General features: G+C 72.1%; 16 protein-coding genes. 6 read left to right on the top strand and 10 right to left on the bottom strand.

The genetic code is table 11. The annotated features are described in order from the left end of the window. Positions 1–154 precede the first annotated feature (154 nt). Positions 155–2,392 carry a SpoIIE family protein phosphatase gene (locus ACFYQQ_RS25325; protein ID WP_355786195.1) on the bottom strand — a complete coding sequence of 746 codons (2,238 nt, stop codon included), beginning with the start codon at positions 2,390–2,392 and terminating at the stop codon, positions 155–157. 223 nt (positions 2,393–2,615) lie between these two features. Here ACFYQQ_RS25325 and ACFYQQ_RS25320 point away from each other — a divergent pair, with 223 nt between their 5' ends. Then, positions 2,616–3,110, top strand: a complete 495-nt coding sequence (locus ACFYQQ_RS25320; protein WP_355786193.1) for a peptidylprolyl isomerase — start codon at positions 2,616–2,618, stop codon at positions 3,108–3,110. 229 nt (positions 3,111–3,339) lie between these two features. Next, complete coding sequence (locus ACFYQQ_RS25315; RefSeq protein ID WP_355786190.1) at positions 3,340–4,455, top strand: AI-2E family transporter; 1,116 nt, start codon at positions 3,340–3,342, stop codon at positions 4,453–4,455. Positions 4,456–4,482: 27 nt separating this feature from the next. Here the strand turns inward: ACFYQQ_RS25315 and ACFYQQ_RS25310 are convergent, their stop codons facing one another. Then, entirely contained in the window at positions 4,483–5,124 is a 642-nt protein-coding gene (locus ACFYQQ_RS25310) for a class I SAM-dependent methyltransferase (protein ID WP_355786187.1), read from the bottom strand. 235 nt (positions 5,125–5,359) lie between these two features. Here ACFYQQ_RS25310 and ACFYQQ_RS25305 point away from each other — a divergent pair, with 235 nt between their 5' ends. The 3 genes from ACFYQQ_RS25305 to ACFYQQ_RS25295 all read left to right on the top strand — a co-directional run bounded on the left by ACFYQQ_RS25305 (position 5,360) and on the right by ACFYQQ_RS25295 (position 8,936). Continuing rightward, positions 5,360–7,324: a heavy metal translocating P-type ATPase gene (locus ACFYQQ_RS25305; protein ID WP_388905189.1), complete on the top strand. Its 1,965-nt coding sequence runs from the start codon at positions 5,360–5,362 to the stop codon at positions 7,322–7,324. Between the two features lie 59 nt (positions 7,325–7,383). Next, complete coding sequence (locus ACFYQQ_RS25300) at positions 7,384–8,424, top strand: phosphotransferase (protein ID WP_355793339.1); 1,041 nt, start codon at positions 7,384–7,386, stop codon at positions 8,422–8,424. Between the two features lie 86 nt (positions 8,425–8,510). After that, entirely contained in the window at positions 8,511–8,936 is a 426-nt protein-coding gene (locus tag ACFYQQ_RS25295; protein WP_355793337.1) for an SRPBCC family protein, read from the top strand. A gap of 1 nt (position 8,937) precedes the next feature. On the opposite strand, the gene ACFYQQ_RS25290 is transcribed toward ACFYQQ_RS25295, so the two are convergent. From ACFYQQ_RS25290 to kdpF, 4 genes are all read right to left on the bottom strand, one after another. Continuing rightward, positions 8,938–9,606 carry a potassium-transporting ATPase subunit C gene (locus ACFYQQ_RS25290; RefSeq protein WP_355793335.1) on the bottom strand — a complete coding sequence of 223 codons (669 nt, stop codon included), beginning with the start codon at positions 9,604–9,606 and terminating at the stop codon, positions 8,938–8,940. Between the two features lie 5 nt (positions 9,607–9,611). Next, the gene (gene kdpB, locus ACFYQQ_RS25285) at positions 9,612–11,708 is read right to left on the bottom strand and encodes a potassium-transporting ATPase subunit KdpB (RefSeq protein WP_388905305.1); all 2,097 of its coding nucleotides are present in this window, start codon (positions 11,706–11,708) and stop codon (positions 9,612–9,614) included. Positions 11,709–11,797: 89 nt separating this feature from the next. Next, entirely contained in the window at positions 11,798–13,462 is a 1,665-nt protein-coding gene (gene kdpA, locus ACFYQQ_RS25280) for a potassium-transporting ATPase subunit KdpA (protein ID WP_355787656.1), read from the bottom strand. A gap of 8 nt (positions 13,463–13,470) precedes the next feature. Continuing rightward, entirely contained in the window at positions 13,471–13,560 is a 90-nt protein-coding gene (gene kdpF, locus ACFYQQ_RS25275) for a K(+)-transporting ATPase subunit F (protein WP_018533641.1), read from the bottom strand. Positions 13,561–13,845: 285 nt separating this feature from the next. On the opposite strand from kdpF, the gene ACFYQQ_RS25270 reads away from it, so the two are divergent. Continuing rightward, the gene (locus tag ACFYQQ_RS25270; RefSeq protein WP_388905185.1) at positions 13,846–14,199 is read left to right on the top strand and encodes a hypothetical protein; all 354 of its coding nucleotides are present in this window, start codon (positions 13,846–13,848) and stop codon (positions 14,197–14,199) included. Positions 14,200–14,525: 326 nt separating this feature from the next. Here the strand turns inward: ACFYQQ_RS25270 and ACFYQQ_RS25265 are convergent, their stop codons facing one another. The 4 genes from ACFYQQ_RS25265 to ACFYQQ_RS25250 all read right to left on the bottom strand — a co-directional run bounded on the left by ACFYQQ_RS25265 (position 14,526) and on the right by ACFYQQ_RS25250 (position 19,650). Continuing rightward, positions 14,526–16,187, bottom strand: a complete 1,662-nt coding sequence (locus ACFYQQ_RS25265) for a glycoside hydrolase family 13 protein (protein ID WP_355790098.1) — start codon at positions 16,185–16,187, stop codon at positions 14,526–14,528. Between the two features lie 126 nt (positions 16,188–16,313). After that, positions 16,314–18,014 (bottom strand): alpha-amylase family protein, encoded by a 1,701-nt coding sequence (locus ACFYQQ_RS25260; RefSeq protein ID WP_356172269.1) that lies wholly within the window; start codon positions 18,012–18,014, stop codon positions 16,314–16,316. After that, a complete protein-coding gene (locus ACFYQQ_RS25255; protein WP_355787559.1) occupies positions 18,005–19,009 on the bottom strand; it encodes a TIGR03885 family FMN-dependent LLM class oxidoreductase in 1,005 nt (334 codons plus the stop codon). Before ACFYQQ_RS25255 ends, ACFYQQ_RS25260 begins: the two co-directional genes overlap by 10 nt. Positions 19,010–19,158: 149 nt before the next feature. Continuing rightward, complete coding sequence (locus ACFYQQ_RS25250; RefSeq protein ID WP_355787562.1) at positions 19,159–19,650, bottom strand: GNAT family N-acetyltransferase; 492 nt, start codon at positions 19,648–19,650, stop codon at positions 19,159–19,161. Positions 19,651–19,809: the final 159 nt, after the last annotated feature.

Below are 19,809 nucleotides of genomic sequence, written 5' to 3'. Positions count from 1 at the left end.
GGACGGCCGCGGTCCCCGGCGACCCGGCCGGGATGACGGCGTACGGACTCGTCCCGCCGTGTACCCGTGGCGCCTTCCCCGAAGCGCCGGATGGCGAGGGCGGCCGGACGCGGCGCGGGAGGCTGCGGGCGGACGCCGCGGGTGAGGCGTGCGGTCATGCCGTCGGGCCGGTCCCGCCCACGGCGATCTCCGTCCAGACCGTCTTGTCCGTGTCCGAGTACCGCACGCCCCAGCTCTCCGTGACGCTCGCGCAGATGTGCAGTCCTCGTCCGCCCTCCTCGTTCGCCTTGGCGTGCCGCAGGTACGGGGCGGTCAGCGCGGCGTCGCTCACCTCGCAGATCAGGCTGTCCTCACCCCTGAGCAGGCGCAGGGTGATCGGCGCCTCCCCGTAGCGGACGGCGTTGGTGACGAGTTCGCTGACGACCAGCTGCACGGAGAACGGGTCGACGTCCACGCCCCACTCCTCCAGTCGCTGTTCGACGTCCCGGCGGGTCTGCCGCACCGCCGAGGGCTCGGCCGGTACGTGCCATTCCGCGAGTTCGTCGGCGGGCAGGTGGCGGGTGCGCGCGATGAGCACCACCGCGTCCTCCGCGAGGATCTTCTCCACCTCGTCGGCCATGGACCGGGGGCTCTGACCGGGGTGCGCGAGGGCTTCGACCAGCCGCTCCGTCGACGCGACCCCGCGGGAGGAGAGCGGCTGCGAGGCCACGCAGAGGGTGCTTCCGGCGGGAAGGACCTCCGACCCGCAGGGGAACGGCGGTCCCTCGGCGCCGAGGAGCGGCCCGGCCGGCACCGGTGCGGGGTCCACGGAACCGTCCGGGCGGACGAGGCACAGCAGCGACATCCCCGCACGTGCGATGTCGAGCCGCCCGGCCACCGGGTCGTGGACGGCGAACGCACAGCTCGCGGTCGGCGCGTCGGCGACGGAGGCTTCCCCCTGCTCGGCGGCCAGCCTGAGGGTCGTGGCGTGCAGGCGGGCGAGCAGCTCGTGGGGTTCGAGGTCGAGGCCGGCGAGGCTGTGCACGGCGGTCCGCAGCTGGCTCATCGTCGCCACGCCGCTGATGCCTGGCTGCTGGACCTGTCCGACGACCAGGGCGACCCGCGCGCCGGACAGCGGGATCACGTCGCACCAGGCCCCCGCTCCGCCGCCGTCGGCGCGGTGTCCCTGGGCGATCTCGACGGCGCGGTGGGTCGCGGCCTCCTGCCGTTGCGGCCTGCCCTGCAGCGCCGTCATGACGATGTGCTCGCGGGTGAAGCGCAGCGCGTTCTCCAGGCAGGTCGCCGTACGGGCGGCGATGCCGTCGGCGAGGGTCAGGTCGTCCGGCTCGAACGGCTCCGCACCCGCGGCCCTGCGGAAGGCGACGACACCGAAGATCTGGCCGCGTGCCGTGAGCGGTACGACGAGGGACACCTGCCCGGACAGGCCGTCGCCGTCACTCGCGTCCGGGGACGGCGACGGCACCAGGGCGGGCTTGGCGGGCAGCTCGCCGCCGAAGAGGCCCGGAAGCAGGATCGCGCCGGGCTCGGGCGGCTGCCAGTGGGCGCCCGCGACGGCCGCGCAGCGCAGCAGCGGGGAGATCTCCCTCGGCAGCGTCTCCGGCGCTTTGCCGCGCAGGACCGAGTCGGTGAGCGCCACCAGGATCCCGTCGGCGAACGCGGGCACGGTCACGTCGACCAGTTCCTGGGCGGTGTGCAGCACGTCCAGACTGCGGCCGATCGTCTCGTGCGCGGTGCGCAGGAGCCGCAGGCGGGCCTGGGCGCGCTCGCGCTCGGTGACGTCCACGGCAGTGGCCACCACGCCGAGCGGACGGCCCGTCCTGTCCTGGAGGCGGAAGGCCGAGGTCGAGAAGACGTGCTCGCGGCCCGGGTCCACACGCGGGTACGCACGCACCAGCACGTCACGGCTCGGGCGCCCCGTCTCCAGCACCTCGCGCACGGTGCTCTCCACGACGTCGTCGCTCAGCCCCGCGTAGGCCTCGGTGACGGACCGCCCCACGATGCTGTCCTCGGGCACGCCGCGCATGCCGACGGCCACGGTGTTGACGCGGACGACCCGCAGGTCCGTGTCGAGCACGTGCAGGCCCACCGCCGACTGCGTGAAGACCGCGTCGAGCACGGCGTCGTCGAGTCCGTCAGGTTCGGTCGGTCCGGCGGGCCACACCCCCCACTCCGGTCCCGCGGAGTCCCCTGGTACCCGGCGGACGTACCAGGCGTCGCCCCGGTCGCCGGGGGACGGCGCCGCGTCCTCCGGTTCCTTGGACAGCATCGGCAGGGCGGGCGTACCCACCACGTCCTCGGCCGCACGGCCGAGGAGTCGCCGGGCCCACTCGCTCCAGCACAGCACCCTCGCCTGCCCGTCCATGACGAACAGCGGCGCCTGTGGTCGCGGCATGGGGCACCTGCCTGGCTCACGAGGTTCGCGGACAGTCGTTTCGACTGTCGCACCTCCCCCGGTGGCCCGCCACCGCCACGCCGCGCGCGGCCACCTCACGCGACACGTCGGCCACCGTGGGTCACGTGCCACGGCCGGACATCATGCCGCAAACGGTGAGAGGAGAGTGACAGCTCCGGGGAATCGGTCGGTTCCACGCCGCGATGGTGTGATCATGGTGGGTATGACCACTGACAACGTGTTCTTCGACATCGAGATCGGCAACAAGCCGGCCGGCCGCATCGTCTTCAAGCTCTACGACGACGTCGTGCCCGAGACCGCGCGCAACTTCCGGGAGCTCGCCACCGGCCAGCACGGCTTCGGCTACGAGGGCTCGCAGTTCCACCGCATCATCCCGGAGTTCATGCTCCAGGGCGGCGACTTCACCCGGGGCGACGGCACGGGCGGCAAGAGCATCTACGGCGAGAAGTTCGCCGACGAGAACTTCAAGCTCAAGCACACCAAGCCGGGCCTGCTGAGCATGGCCAACGCCGGCCGGAACACCAACGGCTCGCAGTTCTTCATCACCACCATCGTCACCAGCTGGCTCGACGGCAAGCACGTCGTGTTCGGTGAGGTCGTCGAGGGCTTCGACCTCGTCAAGCAGATCGAGGCCCAGGGCTCCTCCAGCGGCACCCCCAAGACGACGGTCAAAATCGTCAAGTCCGGGACGGTCTGAGTCCCCCTGCGGTCCCCTTGTCCCGACGGGGGGCCGACCGGGCTCGCCTCCGAGCCCGCGCAGTCCGCGCAAGCCGCCCCCTGCCGGTCGTCACGACCGGCGGGGGGCGCGCTGCGTCACGGGTACGGCCGAACCGCCCGGCAGTTGACGGCCCGTCAGCCACCGGGGGTCCCGCCGTCCCTGCGGCACCGGAGAAGGGCGTGTCGGCGGTACCCATAAGGTGACCCCCATGTCTGCCACGCTGAGTTCCACGAAATCGCGCGCCGCGCTGCGCAACACGGCACGGGTCTCCGTCGATCTGCTGCTGGTCCTCGTGCTGGCCGCGGTGGCCCTCTGGCTGCTGGGCCGCATGTGGTCGGTCGTCTGGCCCCTCATAGTGGGCCTCTTCATCACGACCCTGACCTGGCCGCTGGCCCGCTTCCTGCGCGGCCGCGGGTGGCGCCCCGCCCTGGCGGCCTCGGTCGTGACCGTGCTGTTCCTGCTCGTCACCGCCGGGATCGTCGCGCTCATCGCGGTGCCGGTGGCGTCCCAGTCCGGCGAACTCACCGACGGGGTCGTGGACGGCATCCACAAACTGCGGGAGTGGGCGGCCGGGCCGCCGCTGAACATCGGCGACGACCAGATCAGCGGGGCCTCGGACGCCGCCGTCGACCGGATCAGGAACAGCGCGGGCAGCTGGGTCACCGCCGTCTTCACCGGAGTGAACACGGTGATCGACGGTGTCGTCACCGCCGTGGTGGCCGTCTTCCTGATGTTCTTCTTCCTCAAGGACGGCCCGCGGTTCCTGCCGTGGCTGACCCGTCAGCTGCCCGGCCGTCTCGCGACCGACATCCCGACCGTGGCCGAGCGCGGTTGGGACACGCTCGGCGCGTTCGTGCGCTCCCAGGCATTCGTGGGCCTGCTCGACGCCGTCTTCATCGGTATCGGACTGTGGGTGCTGGGAGTGCCGCTGGTGCTGCCGCTGGCCGTGCTGACCTTCGTGTCCGCGTTCGTGCCGATCGTGGGTGCCCTGTTCGCGGGCTTCGTGGCCGTGCTCATCGCGCTGGTGTCGAACGGCCTGACGGACGCCCTCCTCGTGCTGGCGATCATCATCGTGGTGCAGCAGCTCGAAGGGAACGTGTTCCAGCCGATCATCCAAAGCCGCGGCCTCGGCCTGCACGCGGCGGTGGTCCTGCTCGCGGTCACGCTGGGCGGCAGCCTGGCCGGCATCGTGGGCAGCCTGCTGGCGGTCCCGGTCGCCGCGCTGATCGCCGTCGTCTGGAACTACGTACGCGAACAGCTCAGCGATCCGCCGCAGGAACCGGAGGCGGACGACTCGTTCGACGGTGCCGCCGTCCCGTCGTAGGACCACCCCGCACGGCCGGACGGCGGGTCAGAGGGCCGGACGCACACAGTGCAGGAAGAGATGCGGTTCGGGGGCGGCGTCCGGGTGAGCGGGGGTGAACATCGCGCTCTCCTCCGCCAGCACCTCCAGGCCGGCCCCCTTCACCATCGCGGTGAAGTCCGCCGCCGAGTAGCTCGTCACCCGCACGGGCTGCCCCATGAAGACGGCGTCGACGCCCTCGACGTCCACGGGCACGGTGGCGAGCACCAGATCCCCGCCGGGCCTCACCGTCCGCGCCAGCCGCGCCACCAGGGCCGACTGCTCCTCGCGGGACAGCTGGAGCAACGAGAAGTACACGCAGACCCCGTCGAACGAGGCTTCCTCCAGCGGGACTTCACGGATGTCCGCGCAGCGGAAGGCGGCTTCGGGCACCTGGCGGGCGGCGAGTTCGACCATGACCGGTGAGACGTCGACACCGAGCACGTCGTGGCCCGCCGCGGCGAGTGTCGAGGCGGTGGGCCGCCCCGTGCCGCTCCCCACGTCGAGCACTCCGCTGCCGGGGCGCAGCCTAGCGAGCAGCCCCTCCAGTGACCGCCGGTGCGGCTCCGATCCGGCGAACGCCTTCTCGTAGTCGGCCCCCAGCGCGTCGAACACCACGGCCGCCTCCGGCTCCCGCTGCGCGTCACTCACTCTTCGCCCCCGGTCGTCATGTGCTGGCGTCGTGCATCCTCGCACCCACGGTGGCGGGCCCACAACGGAGCGTCGAGCCCTCGGTCCTCGCACCGATCACCTGAGGCGCGGGGGCGAGAGCCCGGGACTTCCGGCTCCAGGAATTCAGAGGGAACACTTGAAGACATCTTCATACGTTCCGTTACGGTGGAGGCTTCCGTCCCTGTCCCCGCACCGACCCACGAGGTGTCCTCCGATGGCTTCTGCGCTGGTCGACGACCGGCCGTCCCCGGTCTCCGGCCGCCCGGCACCCCCTCGGCCCCGCCGCACCCGCCTGTCGGCGCTTCCCGAGGTCCGGTGGGCGGCGCTGTCCCTGGTGGCCTTCCTGTCGGCGTTCCCGATCGATCTCGCGGGCGCGCCCGCCTGGACCTGGGGCCCGCTCTACGCCCTCTGCTACGCAGCGGGCGGCTGGGAGCCCGGCCGGGCGGGCGTCCAGGCGTTGCGCGAGCGCGGTCTCGACGTCGACCTGCTGATGGTGGTGGCCGCTCTGGGCGCCGCGGCCATCGGACAGTTCCTCGACGGCGGACTGCTGATCGTGATCTTCGCGGTGTCCGGCGCGCTGGAGGCCCTGGCGACCCGGCGTACCGAGGACTCCGTGCGCGGGCTCCTCGGCCTGGCCCCCGCCACGGCGGTGCGGCTGCCCCCGGAGGGCGGCGAGGAGAGCGTCGAGGCGGCCGCCCTGCGGACCGGCGACACCGTGCTCGTACGGCCCGGTGAGCGGCTGCCCGCGGACGGGACCGTGCTGGAGGGGGCCAGTGACGTGGACCAGGCCACCATCACGGGTGAGCCCCTCCCGGTGCCCAGGACGGTCGGGGACGGAGTGTTCGCCGGGACGCTGAACGGCACCGGGGCACTGCGCGTACGCGTGACCGAGGATCCGTCCCGGTCGGTCATCGCGCGGATCGCCGCCATGGTCGAGGAGGCGAGCGCCACCAAGGCGCCGACCCAGCTGTTCATCGAGAGGATCGAGCAGCGCTACTCGGTCGGCGTGGTGGTCGCGACGCTCGCCCTGTTCGCCGTGCCGACCGCCTTCGGCGCCGACGTCACCGAGACCCTGCTGCGTGCGATGACGTTCATGATCGTGGCCTCGCCCTGTGCGGTGGTGCTGGCCACCATGCCCCCGCTGCTGTCCGCGATCGCCAACGCCGGACGGCACGGCGTCCTCGTCAAGTCGGCCGTGGTGATGGAGCGGTTGGGGACCGTGACCCGGGTCGCCCTGGACAAGACCGGCACGCTCACCGAAGGCGCCCCCGAGGTCGTCGAGGTACGGGCACTGCCCGGTGCGGGCGTGGACGAGCGGCGGGCGCTCGCCCTCGCCGCCGGCGCCGAACACCCCAGCGAGCACCCCCTCGCCCGCGCGGTGGTCGCCGCCGCCCGCGAGGCCGGTGTGCAGCCGGCGCCCGCGGAGGACTTCTCGGCCGTGCCCGGCCGGGGCGTGCGGGCCGTGGTCGAGGGCCACGAGGTGCGGGTCGGCAGCCCGGCCCACCTGCCCGACGCCGACGCCACGGCCCGGGCGGCCGTGGCGGAGGCGGAGGCCGAGGGGCGAACGGCCGTCGTCGTCCTGGTCGACGGCACGCCGGTCGCGGTCCTCGGCGTGAGCGACCGGCTGCGTCCGGGCGCGGCGGACGCCGTCGCCGCGCTCGGCCGTCTCACCGGGTCGGCCCCGGCACTGCTCACGGGCGACAACGCGCGGGCCGCGAGCCGCCTGGCGAGCGAGGCCGGGATCACCGACGTACGGTCCGCGCTGCTGCCCCAGGACAAGGTGGCGGCCGTGCGGGAGTGGGAGCGGGTCGGCGAGCGGGTCCTGGTCGTCGGCGACGGGGTGAACGACGCTCCCGCGCTGGCCGCCGCGCACTGCGGCATCGCCATGGGCCGGGCGGGGTCGGACCTGGCCCTGGAGAGCGCGGACGCCGTCGTCGTGCGTGACGAACTGGCCACCGTGCCCGCCGTCGTCGCCCTCTCGCGCCGGGCCCGGCGACTGGTGGTGCAGAACCTCGTCATCGCCTCCGTGTGCATCGGGGTCCTGGTGGTGTGGGACCTGGCCGGGCGTCTCCCCCTGCCTCTGGGCGTGGCCGGTCACGAGGGTTCCACCGTGCTCGTCGGGCTCAACGGGCTGCGGCTGCTGCGGTCTTCCGCGTGGCGGTCGTCGGCGGCCGGCTGACCGGGGCTGCACCGGAAAAACAGGTGGCACCTCGTCCGGCGCGCTGCTGTGATGGCGCGATGGCGTACGAGGTGGCGGTCGTGGACCGGGGGCGGTACCAGGACGCGGTGACTCCCTGGGAGCGGGAGGCGTGGCGGCAGGCGGCTCTGGGCTGGGTGCGGGAGCGACTGTCCGGTCATGGCCTGCGCGTCGAGGGGCCGTCGACGGTACGGGTTCGGCCGTGGTCCGTCCTGGTGCGCTTCCCCGTCGGCGCGGACGGCGCCGTGTGGTTCAAGGCGAGTCCGCCGGCCGGTGCCTTCGAGGGCGCTCTGACGGAGTCGCTGGCGCGCTGGGTGCCGGGGCAGGTGCTGGAGCCGCTGGCGGTCGACGCCGATCGGGGCTGGTCGCTGCTGCCCGACGGCGGTGAACTCTTCAGGGACGTACTCGACCGGGAGACGGCGGGCCCGCGGGCGTGGGAGGAGTTCCTGGGCCGGTACGCGGCGATGCAGCGCACGCTGGTGGGTCACACCCGGCAGATGGAGACGCTGGGTGTCCCGAGCGCCCGCACCTCCGCCCTGCCCGACGTCTTCGACCGGCTCCTCGCCGGCAACTCCGCGCTGGAGCCGGACGAGCGGGCGAGGCTGGAGAAGCTCCGCCCGCGTCTGGAGGAGTGGTGCGCGGAGCTCGCGGCCCTCGGGATCGCCGACTCCCTCGACCACTCCGACCTCCACGACGGGCAGTTGTTCCGTCCGGAGCCCGGACGGTTCGTCTTCTTCGACTGGGGCGACGCGGCCGTCTCGCACCCTTTCTGCAGCCTGCCGGTCGCCGCCCGGAGCGCCGCCGAACGGTACGGGCCGCAGGTGCTGCCGCGGCTCCGGGACGCCTACCTCGAACCGTGGACGGAGCCGGGGCGGACGACGGCTGACCTGCGACGGGCCGTGGACCTGGCGTGGCGGCTGAGCGCCCTCGGCCGGGCCGCGTCCTGGATGCGGCTGTTCCCCGCGCCGGCCCCGGTGGCCGAGGGCGCCGCCGACACCGACGGGGCGGAGGAGAGCGCGTACTGGCTGCTGCGGCTCCTCGCCGACCCGCCGCCGGAGGTGACGGCGGTGTCCACCGGGTGAGGCGGCGGTGCCCGTGTGAGCACGGCGGCGGCGGGTAGCCGAGGCCTCACGGACCCGTACGACCGCAGTCGAGAAAGAGGTGCCGCATGTCCGCCTCCCTGGTGGAGACCGTCGACATCGAAGCCCCGGTGGCCGTCACCTGGGCGCTGTGGAGCGACGTGACCCGATGGCCGTCGTTCCTCAGCCACGTACGCATCGTGGAGCCGCTCGACGAACGGCGTTTCGCCTGGCAGCTGTCCCTGCCGGGCGCGGACAAGAACTTCGTCGCGGAACTCACCGAGGTGATCCCCGAGGAGCGGATCGCCTGGCGGACCACCGAGGGCGTCCACCACGCCGGTGTCGTCACCTTCCACCGGCTCAGTGAGACGTCGAGCAGGGTGGCCCTGCAGATCGAGTACGACCCGAAGGGCTTCGTGGAGCACATCGGCGCGCTGACCAACCTGGACTCGGCGCTGGCCAACTACGACCTCGGTGAGTTCCAGAAGCTCGCCGAGACCGCGGCGGCGAGCTGACTCACCCCTTCGCTGTCAACGCCCGCAGCGCGACGTTGAGTTCGAGGACGTTGACGCGCGGTTCACCCATGAAGCCGAGGGTGCGGCCCTCGGTGTGCTCGTCGACGAGCCGCTGCACCCGGGCGACCGGCAGGGCGTTCCGCTCGGCCACGCGGTGCACCTGGAGGTCGGCGTACTCCGGGGAGATGTCCGGGTCCAGGCCCGATCCGGAGGACGTCACCGCGTCGGGGGGCACATCGGAGGGCCTGACCGTGTAGCCGTTCACCGAGTTGTCCTCGACGACGGCCTTCTTCGCGGCCGTCACCCAGGCGATGAGGTCCTTGTCGTCGGCGGCACGGTTGGTGGCGCCGGACAGGATCAGGTCGTACCGCGTGTTGACGGTGTTGGTGCCGAGCCCGTTCCGCGGGCGGCCCTGGAACCACTTCAGGTCGGGCTCGGGCGTCTGCCGGCCCTTCGCCGAGGGCAGGTCGTAGGACTGGCCGATGAGCGAGGAGCCCACGACCCTGCCGTCGGCCGATGTCCGCGAGCCGTTCGCCTTGTCGGGGAACAGTGCCTGGGCGACACCGGTGACCGCGAGCGGATACAGGATCCCCGTCACGACGGTGAGCACCAGGAGGGCCCGCAGGCCGGCCCAGAGCAGCCGGGCGGAGTTGGTGACCGAGTTGTTCATGGCGTTCAGCCGATTCCTGGGATGAGGGAGATGAGCAGGTCGATGAGCTTGATCCCGGCGAACGGCGCGATCAGGCCGCCCAGTCCGTAGACGCCGAGGTTGCGCCGCAGCAGCCGGTCCGCGCTCATCGGCCGGTACCGCACACCCCGCAGGGCGAGCGGGACCAGCGCGATGATGATCAGTGCGTTGAAGACGACGGCGGACAGGATCGCGGAGTCCGGCGAGGACAGCCGCATGATGTTCAGCCGGTCCAGGCCCGGGTAGACCGCGGCGAACAGGGCGGGGATGATCGCGAAGTACTTCGCGACGTCGTTGGCGATCGAGAACGTCGTCAACGCGCCCCGAGTGATGAGGAGTTGCTTGCCGATCTCGACGATCTCGATGAGCTTGGTCGGATCGGAGTCCAGATCGACCATGTTCCCGGCCTCCTTGGCGGCCGAGGTTCCGGTGTTCATGGCCACGCCGACGTCGGCCTGGGCGAGGGCCGGCGCGTCGTTCGTGCCGTCGCCGGTCATCGCGACGAGCCTGCCGCCCGACTGCTCCTGCCTGATGAGCGCCATCTTGTCCTCGGGTGTCGCCTCCGCGAGGAAGTCGTCGACACCCGCCTCGTCCGCGATCGCCTTGGCCGTCAGCGGGTTGTCACCCGTGATCATGACGGTCCTGATGCCCATGCGGCGCAGCTCGCCGAACCGCTCCCGCATGCCCTCCTTGACGACGTCCTTGAGGTGGATCACGCCCAGCACCCGGGCGCCCCGCTCGTCCTCGACGGCCACGAGCAGCGGTGTGCCGCCCGCTTCGGCGATCCGGTCGGCCAGCGCGCCCGCGTCCGCGGACACCGCTCCCCCGCGGTCCCGGACCCAGGCGATGACCGAGCCCGCGGCGCCCTTGCGGATGCTGCGCCCGTCCACGTCCACGCCCGACATGCGGGTCTGCGCGGTGAACCCGATCCACTCGGCGTGCGCCGGGACCACCGGATCGGCCTCGCGCAGCCCGTACGCCTCCCTCGCCAGGACGACGACGGAGCGGCCCTCGGGCGTCTCGTCCGCCAGCGAGGAGAGCCGGGCGGCCTCGGCGACCTCGGCCTCGGTGGCGCCGGTCACCGGCACGAACTCCGAGGCGCGGCGGTTGCCGAGGGTGATGGTGCCCGTCTTGTCGAGCAGCAGCGTCGATACGTCACCGGCCGCCTCGACGGCGCGGCCCGACATCGCGAGGACGTTGCGCTGGACCAGCCTGTCCATGCCGGCGATGCCGATCGCCGACAGCAGCGCGCCGATGGTGGTGGGGATCAGGCAGACCAGCAGCGCCACCAGGACGACCATGGTCAGGTGCGTACCCGCGTACCCGGCGAACGGGGGCAGGGTGGCGACCGCGAGCAGGAAGGCGACGGTGAGCGAGGCGAGCAGGATGTTCAGCGCGATCTCGTTGGGCGTCTTCTGCCGTGCCGCCCCCTCGACCAGGCTGATCATCCGGTCGATGAAGGTCTCCCCCGGCTTCGTCGTGATCCGGACGACGATCCGGTCGGACAGGACCCTGGTCCCGCCGGTGACGGCGCTGCGGTCGCCTCCGGACTCGCGGATGACCGGTGCCGACTCGCCCGTGATCGCCGACTCGTCCACGGACGCCACGCCCTCGACGACGTCACCGTCGCCGGGGACGATGTCGCCCGCCTCGCACACCACCAGGTCGCCGACGCGCAGTTCGGTGCCGGGCACCCGCTCCTCCGAGGGACCGTCGAGGCGCCGGGCGACCGTGCCGGTCTTCGCCCTGCGCAGGGTGTCCGCCTGCGCCTTGCCGCGTCCCTCGGCGACCGCCTCCGCGAGGTTGGCGAAGATCACGGTCAGCCAGAGCCACGCGCTGATCGTCCAGCCGAACCAGTCTTCCGGGTCCTTGAACGCGAACGCCGTGGTCAGCACCGAGCCGACGAGGACGACGAACATCACGGGCGAGGTGACCATCACGCGCGGGTCGAGCTTGCGGAGGGCGTCCGGCAGCGCCTTGAGCAGCTGCCGGGGACCGAACACGCCGGCGCCCGCGCGCTGTCGGTCCTGGTGAACGGCCGGTACATCGCCGTGCGGCGCCCGGGTCGGGGTGGCTGTGGACATCGCGTCCTCTTGGTTCTCGGTACGGTTCTTGTCGCTTCGGGCCCCGTCCGCGGGGGACTTGCCGGCGCCGGTTCCACGGGTGCGGGTGCTCATATCGCCAGCCCCTCGGCCAGCGGTCCCAGTGCGAGGGCCGGGAAGTAGGTCAGGCCGGTGATGACGATGATCGCGCCCACCAGGAGGCCCGCGAACAGCGGCTTCTCGGTGCGCAGGGTGCCCGCGGTCGCCGGGACCGGCCGCTGTCCGGCGAGCGAACCGGCCAGGGCCAGGACGAACACCATCGGCAGGAAGCGTCCGAGGAGCATGGCCAGCCCGAGCGTGGTGTTGAACCACTGCGTGTCGGCGTTCAGGCCGGCGAAGGCGGAGCCGTTGTTGTTGGCGGCCGAGGTGTAGGCGTACAGGATCTCGGAGAAGCCGTGCGCGCCCGCGTTGGTCATCGAGTGCCCGGGCGTCGACAGGGCCATGGCGGCGGCGGTCAGGACGAGCACCAGGGCCGGGGTGATGAGGATGTACAGGGCCGCGAACTTGATCTGGCGGACGCCGATCCTCTTGCCCAGGTACTCGGGGGTGCGGCCGACCATCAGGCCGGCGACGAACACCGCGATCACCGCCATGACGAGCATCCCGTACAGCCCGGAGCCGGTGCCGCCGGGCGCGATCTCGCCGAGCTGCATGCCCAGCAGCGTGATCCCGCCGCCGAGGCCGGTGAACGAGGAGTGGAAGGAGTCCACGGCGCCCGTCGAGGTAAGCGTCGTGGACACCGCGAAGATCGACGAGGCCCCGACCCCGATGCGGGTCTCCTTGCCCTCCATCGCACCGCCGGCGATGTCGAGCGCCGGTCCGTGGTGCTGGAACTCGGTCCACATCATCAGGGCGACGAAGCCGACCCAGATGGCCGCCATCGTCGCGAGGATCGCGTATCCCTGCCTGACGGAGCCGACCATGACGCCGAAGGTGCGGGTCAGGGCGACCGGGATCACCAACATCAGGAAGATCTCGAACAGGTTGGTGAAGGGCGTGGGGTTCTCGAAAGGGTGCGCGGAGTTGGCGTTGAAGTAGCCGCCGCCGTTCGTGCCCAGTTCCTTGACGGCCTCCTGTGAGGCGACCGCGCCGCCGTTCCACTGCTGTGAGCCGCCCAGGAACTGGCCGACCTCGTGGATGCCGGAGAAGTTCTGGACGGCACCGCAGGCCACGAGCACGATCGCGGCGATCACCGCGCCCGGTAGCAGGACGCGGACGACACCGCGCACCAGATCGGACCAGAAGTTGCCGAGTTCACCGGTGCGGGAGCGTGCGAAGCCCCGCACCAGGGCCACGGCGACCGCCATGCCGACGGCCGCGGAGACGAAGTTCTGCACCGCCAGACCGGCGGTCTGCACGACGTGTCCCATGGCCTGTTCGCCGTAGTAGGACTGCCAGTTGGTGTTCGTGACGAACGACGCCGCGGTGTTGAAGGCCTGGTCGGGGTCGATGGACCGGAAGCCGAGCGAGCCGGGCAGGTGGCCCTGCAGCCGCTGAAGCGCGTACAGGAAGAAGACGCCGGCCGCGGAGAAGGCCAGCACGCCGCGCAGGTACGCGGGCCAGCGCATCCCGGCGTTCGGGTCGGCGCCGATCGCCTTGTAGATCCACTTCTCGGCACGCAGATGCCTGCCGGAGGAGTAGACCCTGGCCAGGTGGTTGCCGAGGGGGACGTAGGCGAGTGCCAGAGCCGCTATGAGCGCGAGCAGTTGGAGCACGCCTGCGAGGACGGGGCTCATGGTGCTTCTCAGAACCTCTCCGGGTAGATCAGGGCGAGGACGAGATAGCCCAGCAGGGCGACGGCCACGACGAGGCCGACGATGTTCTCGGCGGTCACAGCTTCGTCACCCCCTTGGCGACGAGAGCCACCAGCGCGAACACCGCGAGCGTGACGACGACGAAGGCCAGGTCGGCCATCGCGAGCTCCTAGAAGAGATTCGGATCGAACGGACGACCTCAGCAAACCCCCGGGATGATCGAGCCAGCTCGCTCTTGACGCCTCCCTGACGACGTCCGGTTCGTCCTTGACGGATCTCATACGCAAACCTGCGGCATGGGGACGCCGCGGACGGGCACCCGCATCGCCGAGGACGAACCGTTGGACTGACTGAACCGGGAGGTCGTGTTGCTGTCCCACACCATTGAGCGCGGCGTCCTGATGATCACGCCGGACGCCGCGACGGACACCGGGGAGCGAACGGCGCTCGCCGCGCACATCAGCGACCTCGTGCACACCTATCAGCCGTTCCCGGTGGTGATAGTGCTGGAGGGACCGGCGACCGGCAGTGCCACCGTCGACGCCGTCGTGGAGGCCCACCGCGCGTGCGCCCACCTCGGCGTACTGGTGTCCGTCGCCTCCCACAGCGCTCCCGCCCGGCGCCGCCTGGAGGCCTCCGCCGAACCCGAGGGCACCCCGCTCGTCGTCCACGCACGTGTGGACACGGCCGTCGCGGCGGCGTACGCGGCGGCTGCCTGACCGTAACGCCCTTGCTCCAGCGGGACTTGACGCCCTGCCCCGGCACACCGCCGAGCCGCTAGGCGAATCGGAGCGTACGGGGGGCATGGGCATCGATCCGCTGGGTGGCCCGCCCGACTCGGGCGCCGGCAGCCTGGCGGCCCAGGGCGCCGAACGGGAACGTGCCGCCAACGCCCGCGAGGACGTCGCGAACCGTCGCGAGGACACCGCCGTGCATCTGTGTCACGCCGAGCGGGCGCGGCGGGCGGGCCGGGGCCGCCGCACGACGCCGCCGCCTGTGTGCCCCCGTGGAGCCGGCCGCGCCCGCTCTGATGGCAACCTCTTGGTCAGTCCTTCAGCCACACCGCCGTGTCGGAGGGAAGGCGGCCCTCGTGGAGGGGGCCGCTGGCCAGCAGGACGGTGCCGTGTTCGGGGAGCGCGGCCGGCTCCTCGGAGAAGTTGACGACGCAGCGGAAGCCGGGGGCGCGGCGGAAGACGAGCAGCGTGGAGTCGGGGTCGCTCTCCCAGGCCAGCGTGCCGTCGCCGAGGGCCGGCTCGGCGCGGCGGACGCGCAGCGCCTCGCGGTAGAGCTCCAGCATCGAGGACGGGTCCCCCTCCTCGGCCGCCACCGTCAGCGACTTCCACGCCTCCGGCTGCGGCAGCCACGTCCGCGCCCTGCTGCCCTCGGGGCTGAAGCCGAAAGGCGGGGTGTCCCCCTGCCACGGCAGAGGGACACGGCAGCCGTCGCGGCCCCGGTCGGTGCGCCCGGAGCGGAGCCACGTGGGGTCCTGGAGCAGGTCCTCGGGAAGGTCCTCAACCTCCCACAGGCCCAGTTCCTCACCCTGGTACAGGTACGCGCTGCCGGGCAGGGCGAGGGTGAGCAGCGCGGCGGCGCGGGCCCTCCGTGTGCCCAGGTCCAGGTCCGCGGGGCCCTTGAGGTCGGACAGGGAGCGCAGCGGTTCGTCCGGCTGGGGTCGCGCGTAGCGGGAGACGTGCCGGGCCACGTCGTGGTTGGAGAGCACCCAGGTGGCGGGGGCGGCCACCTGACCGAGGGCGCTCAGGGACGAGTCGATCACCCGCCGCAGCCGGTCCGGGCGCCACGGTGTCATCAGGTAGTCGAAGTTGAAGGCGGTGTGGAGCTCGTCGGGGCGCACGTAACGCGCGAGCCGTTCCGGGGCGCCCGTCCACGCCTCGGCGACGAAGACCCGGGGCTCGTCGTAGGTGTCGGCCACGGCCCGCCAGCCCTGGAAGATCTCGTGGACCTCCTCGCGGTCCCAGTGCGGGTGGTCCTCGCGGTGGGCGCCCTCCAGCAGCTTGCCGTCCAGTGAGCCGAGGTCGGGCAGCCCGGGGGCCTTGACCAGACCGTGCGCGACGTCGATGCGGACCCCGTCCACACCGCGGTCGAACCAGAACCGCAGGACCGACTCGAACTCGGCGCGCACCTGCGGGTCGTCCCAGTTCAGGTCGGGCTGCTCGGGGGCGAACAGGTGCAGGTACCAGGGGCCGGGCGAGCCGTCGGGTTCGGTGATCCGCGTCCAGGCGGAGCCGCCGAAGACACTGCGCCAGTCGTTCGGCGGCTCGGCGCCCCGGGGGCCGCGTCCCGGACGGAAGATGTACCGCTCCCGGGCGGCGGACCCCGGCCCCTCGGCCAGTGCCCGGCGGAACCAGGCGTGGGCGGTCGAGGTGTGGTTCGGCACGATGTCGATGATCAGTCGCATGCCGTGCCCGTGCACCTCGTCGAGCAGGGCCTGTGCGTCGTCCAGCGTGCCGAACAGCGGGTCGATGTTCCGGTAGTCCGCGACGTCGTATCCGCCGTCGGCCATCGGTGAGGGATACCAGGGGGTGATCCACAGCGCGTCCACGCCCAGCCCGGCGAGGTGGGGCAGGCGCCGGCGCAGTCCGGCGATGTCACCGGTCCCGTCGCCGTTCCCGTCGGCGAAGCTGCGCAGGTACACCTGGTAGATGACGGCGTCACGCCACCAGGAGGTGCGGGTACGGGCTGAGTCCACCGGCTTCTCCTTGCGATGAGCTGAGCGTATGAGCGGGTCGTGCCGTGCTCGCGGACCGACGGCGCCGGACCGGCCGGCCGCCGGGGTCCTCGATCACCTCAGATGACTTTCCCGGCGGGCGCGGTGTCAGTCGGAAGCGACCCTTTCGGGGTCGTCCGCCGGAGTACCGACGCGCAGCCACCGGTACCCGTAGGCGGGCAGTTCCACGCGGAGCAGGCCGTCGTCGCCCACGGTGAGACCGTCGTGCCCGTCGTCGAGGAGATCCGTCAGGCGTGCACCGGGGCCGACCTCGGGCAGCCTGAGGCGTACGGTGACCTGGCGGCCCGCGAAGTTGTGCACGGCCAGGACCCTGCCGTCGGTGGTGCACCCCAGGTGGGCCAGGACGGCGGGCTCCCCCGTCTCCACGAGCTCGTAGTCGCCCCAGGCCAGTTCGGGCGCCTCCCGGTAGCGCTCGGTGAACAGCCGGATGCGGCTCAGCAGGGAGCCGGGGTCGCGGCTCTGCTCGTACACGTTGACCTTCTGCGGCCCGAACTCGCCCTCGGCCAGCGGGTTGGGGAACGCCTCCGGTTCGGCGGTGGAGAAGCCGGCGCCGGCCTCCGGAGTCCACTGCATGGGTGTCCGTACGGCCTGACGCCCCTCGACGGCCAGGTTCTCCCCCATGCCGATCTCCTCGCCGTAGAAGAGCACCGGGGTGCCCGGCAGGGTGAACAGCAGGCTGTAGGCGAGTTCGACGCGGCGCCGGTCGCCGCCCACCATCGGCGGCAGCCTGCGGCGCAGGCCCCGGTCGTACAGCTGCATGTCCTTGTCCGGGCCGAAGCAGGCGAAGACCTCGGCGCGCTCGTCGTCGCTGAGCTTGTCGAGAGTGAGCTCGTCGTGGTTGCGCACGAACGTGGCCCAGTGGGCGTCCCGCGGGGCGGCCGGGCGGTCCCGCAGCGCGGCGGCCAGCGGACCGGCGTCCTCGCGCGCCATGGACAGGTACATCTGCTGCATGCCGACGAAGTCGAAGCACATGGTGAGCTCGTCGCCGCGGTCGGATGCGGGGTCGCCGAAGAAGCGGGCGAGACCGTCGTAGGGCAGGTTGACCTCGCCGAGCAGCACCGACTCGCCGTTGCGGCGGCCGAGGAAGGCGCGCAGGTCGGCGAGGTACTCGTGCGGGTCCGGCAGGTTCCCGGCGTCGTCCTGCCCGTCCGTCTCCAGCAGGAACGGCACGGCGTCGACCCGGAATCCGGAGAGCCCCAGCTCCGTCCAGAACCCCATGACGCGGGCTATCTCGTCGCGCACCGCGGGGTTGGCGACGTTCAGGTCGGGCTGCTGCTTGTAGAAGCGGTGCAGGTAGTACTGGCCGCTGCCCTCGTCGTACTCCCACAGGCTGTCCTCCGCGTCGGGGAAGACCACGCCCTTGGGTCCGTCCTCGGGGGGCTCGTCCGCCCACACGTACCAGTCGCGGTGGGCCGAGTCCCGGCTGGATCGGGCGTCCTTGAACCAGGGGTGGTCCTCGGAGGTGTGGTTCACGACGAGGTCCGCGATCACGCGGATGCCGCGGTCCTTGGCGGTGCGGACGAACTCGGTGAAGTCTCCTAGGGTGCCCAGCCGGGGGTCCACCCCGTAGAAGTCGGTGATGTCGTACCCGTCGTCGCGTTCCCGCGTCGGGTAGAAGGGCATCAGCCAGACGCACGTCACGCCCAGCCGCACGAGGTGGTCGATGCGCTGGGTGAGTCCCGCGAAGTCGCCGATCCCGTCGCCGTTGCCGTCCTGGTAGGTCTCGACGTCCAGGCAGTACACCACCGCGTTCTTCCACCACAGGTCGGATGTGCGGGTCAGACGCATCGGTACTCCTTGGCGGTGGCGGGCAGCGGACGGGTGACGTCGAGTCGCGGCAGTACTTCCGCGGCGAACGCGTCGATGAACGGGGCCTGTTCGCGGCCCACGTGGTGCAGCATCACCGCGTCGAAGCCGAGTTCGGCGTACTCCTGGAGCCAGGCGGTGTGCCGGCCGAGGTCCGACGAGACGTTGACCGTGCCGGCCACCTGCTCGGGCGTGACGTGCTCGCTGACGATGTCGAAGAGTTCCGGGGAGTCGAGGTCCCAACTGGCCGGGGGCGCGTGGACGTTGGTGCGCCACTGGTCGTGTGCCAGCGCGAGGGCCTCGTCCTCGTCGGGCGCCCAGCTCAGGTGCACCTGGAGATGCAGGGGTCCGCGGCCTCCGGCGTCCCGGTAGGCGCCGACGATCTCGCGCAGGCGCTCGCGCGGGGCGTTGACCGTGATGAGGCCGTCGGCCCATTCGGCGCACCAGGCGGCGGTGGCCGTGCTGCACGCGGCCCCGATCAGCGGCGGCACGGCGGGCGGCAGGGTCCACAGCCGGGCCCGGTCCACGGTGACCAGTCCGTCGTGGCTCACCTCCTCCCCGTGCAGCATCGCCCGGATGACGTCGACGCACTCGCGCAGACGGGCGTTGCGGATGTCCTTGCGCGGCCAACCCGCGCCTGTGATGTGCTCGTTGGAGGCCTCGCCGCTGCCGAGCGCCACCCAGAACCTGCCCGGGTACATGGACGCCAGACTGCCGACGGCCTGGGCGATGATCGCCGGGTGGTAGCGCTGGCCGGGCGCGTTCACCACGCCGAAGGGGATCTGCTCGGTGGCCTGCAGGGCGGCTCCGAGCCACGACCAGGCGAAGCCGGACTCGCCCTGGCGGACGCTCCACGGCGAGAAGTGGTCGGAGCACATGGCGGCGGTGAATCCCGCGCTCTCCGCGTGGACCACGGCGTCGAGCAGATCCGCGGGCGGTATCTGTTCGTGCGAGGCGTGCAATCCGTAAACAGTCATGCCGAGCGGTTACCCCCGGGATCGCCCCTCAGTGGCGGTCCGGGGGCGGTCAGGTGCAACCGCGGCCTACGGCACGGGCGTTGAAGGCCCGATCGCCTGTCCTGCGAGGTGCGTGTTCTCCACGGGGCCGGTGGGTACCCCGGTGCAGGTCACGTGATGCGGAACTCCAGCTCAGGCCGGTCCCAGGCCACCGCGGGCGGGTTCGCGGGCGCGGTCCCGGTGCGCAGCGCGCCCACGCTGCGGTAGAAACCCTCGGCCGGGGGGTGGGACACCACGTGCACGCGGTCGAGTCCGGCGGCGCGCGCCTGCGACTTCATGTGCTCGACGAGCATCCTCCCGATGCCGCGCCCCTGGGTGCCGTCCGCGACGAACAGCAGGTCCAGCTCCGGCGGGACGACGACGAGCGAGTAGAACCCGAGGACGGGACCGGCGGGACCGGCGGGGTCGTCGGTGTCGACGGCCACGAAGACGCGGTGCGCCTCGATGTAGTCGGGTCCGACGCGGTAGCCCGCGACCATCGCCGCGTACTGCCCCTCGTAGGCGCGCGACCCGCGTACGAGCTTCGTGAGCCGCTTGGCGTCCCGGGCGACGGCCCGCCGGATCACGGTCGCGCCGTTCCTGGACGTAATGCTCGGGTTCATACGTCGAGTATTACGCACCGGCGGGTCCACACGCACCGCGGGCCGGGCCGGGGCGCAGCGACGGGCCTCCGCACCCGCGGACGCCGCCGCCGGTGAGGGACCGGGCCTTCGTGGCGGGACGGCCCCTCTTCCATGATCAGGTGTGGCAGAGTCGAGCGC

It is taken from the genome of Streptomyces sp. NPDC005496, assembly GCF_042872045.1.
Classification (GTDB): Bacteria; Actinomycetota; Actinomycetes; order Streptomycetales; family Streptomycetaceae; genus Streptomyces.
This window is presented reverse-complemented; position numbering and strand designations above follow the sequence as displayed.